6 protein-coding genes and 1 pseudogene are annotated in these 4883 nt (G+C 68.3%); 4 read left to right on the forward strand and 3 right to left on the reverse strand.

The genetic code is table 11. The annotated features are described in order from the left end of the window. Positions 1-142: 142 nt before the first annotated feature. The 4 genes and pseudogenes from ADL01_RS43735 to ADL01_RS16875 all read left to right on the forward strand — a co-directional run. Positions 143-478 (forward strand): annotated as a pseudogene (locus ADL01_RS43735) (helix-turn-helix domain-containing protein); the annotation flags it as partial. A gap of 397 nt (positions 479-875) precedes the next feature. After that, positions 876-1064: a hypothetical protein gene (locus ADL01_RS47510; protein WP_063783533.1), complete on the forward strand. Its 189-nt coding sequence runs from the start codon at positions 876-878 to the stop codon at positions 1062-1064. A gap of 339 nt (positions 1065-1403) precedes the next feature. Then, a complete protein-coding gene (locus ADL01_RS47780; protein WP_107090912.1) occupies positions 1404-1712 on the forward strand; it encodes a glycosyltransferase in 309 nt (102 codons plus the stop codon). Between the two features lie 339 nt (positions 1713-2051). Beyond that, positions 2052-2270 (forward strand): hypothetical protein, encoded by a 219-nt coding sequence (locus ADL01_RS16875; RefSeq protein ID WP_053742824.1) that lies wholly within the window; start codon positions 2052-2054, stop codon positions 2268-2270. A gap of 106 nt (positions 2271-2376) precedes the next feature. On the opposite strand, the gene mug is transcribed toward ADL01_RS16875, so the two are convergent. From mug to ADL01_RS16890, 3 genes are all read right to left on the reverse strand, one after another. Then, complete coding sequence (gene mug, locus ADL01_RS16880; RefSeq protein WP_078960577.1) at positions 2377-2919, reverse strand: G/U mismatch-specific DNA glycosylase; 543 nt, start codon at positions 2917-2919, stop codon at positions 2377-2379. Next, positions 2916-4358: an adenylosuccinate lyase gene (purB, locus tag ADL01_RS16885; protein ID WP_053742826.1), complete on the reverse strand. Its 1443-nt coding sequence runs from the start codon at positions 4356-4358 to the stop codon at positions 2916-2918. The genes mug and purB overlap by 4 nt, the downstream gene beginning before the upstream one ends. A 171-nt stretch (positions 4359-4529) precedes the next feature. Continuing rightward, positions 4530-4745, reverse strand: a complete 216-nt coding sequence (locus ADL01_RS16890; RefSeq protein WP_053742827.1) for a hypothetical protein — start codon at positions 4743-4745, stop codon at positions 4530-4532. Positions 4746-4883: the final 138 nt, after the last annotated feature.

Consider the following 4883-nt stretch of genomic DNA (forward strand, 5'->3'; position numbering starts at 1 on the left):
GCAAGAAAGACCACGTCAGGCGAGGCACACGGCAGGTTCCGGAAAAGGTCATCACCCTTACGCCCGCAATACTTCAGTAGCTCAAGCAACGGCATTGGCGGTTGGGTGGGTGGTGACGTCCGTTCCGACTGCTGGAGGTGTGGTGGCCGAGCCTGTGCGGGTGCGCAGACTGACCGATCAGGAAGGGCAGAAGCTGCAGCAGATCGTGCGCCGAGGCAGTACCAGCTCGGTGCGCTATCGCCGGGCGATGATGCTGCTGGCCTCCGCTGGCGGAAACCGCGTCCCGGTGATTGCCCAGCTGGTCCAGGCCGACTAGGACACGGTGCGGGATGTGATCGACCGGTTCGACGAGATCGGCCTGGCCTGCCTGGACCCTCGATGGGCGGGAGGCCGTCCCCGCCTGCTCAGCGATGACGACGAGGACTTCGTCATCCAGACCGCCACCACCCGCCCCACCACGCTCGGCCAGCCCTTCACGGTCCCTGAGAGTCGGTGAGATCGCCCAACGGCGCGAGGACGCCAAGACTGCTGCCGGTTGGGCTGCGGCGCAGGCCGCAGACCTGGCCGTCAAGGAGCTGGACAAGCACACTCCTGTCACCGCCTGACCTGCCTACTACGGCAGCCGCAGTCTGGGATGTTTGTCGCGTTGCCGCTGGTAGTGGCTGTGGCGGGCGCGGGTTTGGGGGCCGCGATGGTGCCAGCGCAGGGCACCCAGGGACCGGCACCGCCGACTCCGGCGCCGCGACCTGAGCACCGGGAAACTGACCATCGAGCGCGTCTACCTGAGCACCAGTCTGGACGTCTTCGACGCCACCCCGGCCGAGCTCGCCGCCTGGATCAGAGGCCACTGGGGCACCGAAAACCTCCTACACCACGTGCGGGACCGCACCTTCCGCGAAGACGACTCCAAGATCCGCACCGGCGCCCTGCCCCGCACCATGGCGAGCCTGCGCAACCTCGCCATCAGCGTCTTCCGCCAGAACGGCAAAACCAACGTCGCCGCCGCCTTCCGCCACACCATCCGCGACTACACCCGGCCCCTACGAGCCCTCGGACTCACCTGACGAACCCGGACAGATCTCGATCACGCAATGGCCCTGGGTGCGGGAGTACGGCAGCGTGCTGGATTCCACTGGCGGGCACGACCACACGGAACGAGTAAGGCGAGACGAGTGAGCACTTCGCGGCGAACACGAGATGCCTGGTGTGTCGTGGTTGCCGGGTTCCGCTGTCCGGCGATATTCGGACGCTATCCGCCCCGCCTACGCTCGGCCTGGCCAGGACTGCTCGATGGCGGGCGGGCTGTCAGCTCATCGACGGGCGAGGACCACTGGCAGCAGCGGTACCTGACGCTGACCCCGGCCTGACGCCCGTCCGGCGGAGTGACGGACTCGAGGAGAACGATGCGGATCGTCCTGCCGACCATTGGTTCGCGCGGTGACGTGCAGCCGTTCGCGGTGCTCGGCGTTGAGCTGAAGGCTCGCGGGCACGAGGTGGTGCTGGCAGGGCGCAGTCCGGAGCCAGCACCGCATCGACCCGCCTGCGGGCGATCACCCACTCCTGCCATTCCAGCTCGGCCACGGCCAGTTCGGCCTGGATACGGTCGGCCTCCTCACGCAGCCCGTCGACCCGACAGCGAGCTGCAAGCTCCTGCTCTTCCAGCAGTCCGACAACCGACGGCATCCGCAACCTCCCCGGGAGCGACGACATGACAGGTCACGACTCCCACGGAATCACCGCCCCTACTGCTGACCAGCGAAAACGCCGCCCGCAAGTCCGGAAAGACAACTTCTTAGGTTCGACGTACAAAAGCCTATGGCGGAGGTGGCAGGTATGGCCCGTGAGAGGACAATGAGCGCGCCCGTTCAGTTACTGGATCCCCTTGACTACAGGGCGCCTGATCCGGCGCCCGGATGCGACGTGTGCGGCGCCCTGTTGAAGCAGTGGCGGCAGGCGACAGAGGTGGGAAGTCCGGCGTGCGACATGTCGCATGCGACGGATCTCGCCGTCGAGAACGGTCGTCATCCGCATGACTGGAAGCAGGATGCGCGATGAAGACCGACTCACCCACCGTGCCCATGACGCTGAAGCCCCGGGACATACCCATCCGTCAGTGGGTGGAATGGGCCTCCTGCCTGGAGTCCAGTAAGGACGAGAGCAGCGTGCAGAAGTGGGCTGGCGAGCACCAGCGCGTGAACCCGCATCACGACAATTTCCGCACCGTCAGTCAGGCGTACTGGCGCCTCGTGCCGACGCAACAGACCCCCTGAACCCGCGTTCTGGCGCCTCGCGTCGGGTCGCAGTGGGAGCGGCAGGGGTCGGTGAGCCGGTGAGGTCGGCCCTCCCGGCTCCTGCCCGCTTCCTGGCATGCGCGGCCTAGGAGGCCGCCTCCCGCAGTCGCCCGTACTCCTCGGCCATGGTCGCCGCAGTCCAATGGGCGTTCAGGCCGCTCGGGTTGGGCAGCACCCACACGCGCGTGTCGCCGAACTGCCGCTCCTGCGGGCCCACTTGGGCCTTGCGGTCGTCGAAGGCGGCCCGGTACGCCGTCACGCCCACGACTGCCAGCCAGCGTGGCCGCAGGCGGGTCACCTTCGCGGCAAGCAAGCGCCCGCCCTCGCGGTACTCCTCCGGGGACAGCTCGTCGGCCCGTGCGGTCGCTCGGGCGACGACGTTCGTGATGCCGAGGCCGTACAAGAGCAACTCGCCCTGTTCGGCGGGCTTCAGCAGCCTCGGGGTGAACCCGGAGAGGTGCAGGACAGGCCAGAAGCGGTTGCCGGGGCGGGCGAAGTGATGGCCCGTCGCCGCCGTCATCAGGCCTGGGTTGATGCCGCAGAACAGGACATGGAGGCCGTCCGCGACGACGTCCGGTACGAGACGGTCGCGGGCGGCCTCCAGTTCGGCCTGGGTGAAACGGGTCAGAGGATCGCCCCGGGGGTGTAGGCCGCGGCCTGCGGGTGCTGCTTGGCGATCTCCTCGATACGGGCTACGACCACGGCGACCTGGTCGGCGGCGGCGCCCGTGAAGGACAGCTTGTCCGCCATCAGCGTGTCGAGCTGCGTGCGGTCCAGGGGGATGCGCTCGTCGGCGGCGAGCTTGTCGAGGAGTTCGTTGCGTTCGGCGCCCTGCTCACGCATGGCGAGCGCGGAGGCGACGGCGTTCTCCTTGATGGCCTCGTGCGCGACCTCGCGGCCCACGCCCGCGCGCACCGCGCCCATCAGCACCTTGGTGGTAGCGAGGAACGGGAGATAGCGGTCGAGTTCGCGCGCGACGACGGCCGGGAACGCGCCGAACTCGTCGAGCACCGTCAGGAAGGTCTCCAGCAGACCGTCCAGGGCGAAGAACGCGTCGGGGAGGGCCACCCGGCGCACCACCGAGCACGACACGTCGCCCTCGTTCCACTGGTCGCCCGCCAGCTCGCCCGTCATCGAGGCGTAGCCGCGCAGGATCACCATGAGTCCGTTGACGCGCTCACAGGACCGCGTGTTCATCTTGTGCGGCATCGCGGACGAACCGACCTGGCCGGGCTTGAAGCCCTCGGTCACCAGCTCGTGCCCGGCCATCAGCCGGATCGTCTTGGCGATCGAGGAGGGCGCCGCCGCCAGCTGGACGAGAGCCGTCACGACCTCGTAGTCGAGCGAGCGCGGGTAGACCTGGCCGACGGACGTGAAGGCGGTCGAGAAGCCCAGGTGCCCGGCGATCCGCTGCTCCAGTTCCGCGAGCTTGGCCGCGTCACCGCCTAGCAGGTCCAGCATGTCCTGGGCGGTGCCCACGGGGCCCTTGATGCCGCGCAGTGGGTAGCGGCCCAGCAGTTCCTCCACCCGGGCGTACGCGACGAGCAACTCGTCGGCGGCGGTCGCGAAGCGCTTGCCGAGGGTGGTGGCCTGCGCGGCCACGTTGTGCGAGCGGCCGGCCATGACCAGCTCGCCGTACTCACCCGCGAGCTTCCCGAGCCGCGTCAGCACGGCCACCGTACGGTCGCGCACCAGCTCCAGCGAGAGCCGGATCTGCAGCTGCTCCACGTTCTCGGTGAGGTCGCGGGAGGTCATGCCCTTGTGGACGTGCTCGTGGCCGGCGAGGTCGTTGAACTCCTCGATCCGCGCCTTCACATCGTGCCGGGTGACCTTCTCCCGCTCTGCGATGGACGCCAGGTCGACGGTGTCGAGGACCCGCTCGTAGTCGGCGAGGGCGGCGTCGGGGACCTCGATGCCGAGGTCCTTCTGAGCCCGCAGCACGGCGAGCCAGAGCTGACGCTCCAGCCTCACCTTCTGCTCGGGCGACCAGAGCGTGGCGAGCTCGGCGGAGGCGTAACGTCCGGCGAGGACGTTCGGGATGCGGGGCTTTGCGGGTGCGGCGGTCACGTGTACGGAGTTTACCCGGCGGCCAGAGGGGGTCTGCCCCGTCTATGGAGTCTGTAGAGCGCAGGTCGGATGCACTCCGACCTGCGCTCTTCCGTGGGGTCTGTGAGACGAGTGCGAGAGATCCAGCAGGGGTAGCCCGCGGACAGACAGAAGCCCCCAGGCGTACAGACACTACTGGGAAAGTCGAGGGCTGAGCGTGACGTCGGCCTTCACCGCCTGGTTGTGGCGGTGAAGGCCGATGTTCTGTTCGGGGAGGGTGTCGGTGTCGCTGCGGCAGTGGGGCTGGGAGAGATTCCGGCGGAGGGTGGCGTGGACGGTGTGCCCGAAGGGCACGCTGGCGATGCGGCTGCGGGATGAGTTCGCGGAGGTCTTCTCCGCCGAGGACATCGGGCGGCGCTGTCACGTTGGTTAGCCGGGTGGGATGATTTCTGGTTGATCGTGCTGGAGGGGGCTGTCCGTGGAGGCCGTGTCGCTGTCGTACAAGGGGCACCGGTACCCGGTCGAGGTGATCTCCCACTGCGTGTG

The sequence above is a fragment of the Streptomyces sp. NRRL WC-3618 genome (assembly GCF_001280005.1).
GTDB lineage: Bacteria > Actinomycetota > Actinomycetes > Streptomycetales > Streptomycetaceae > Streptomyces.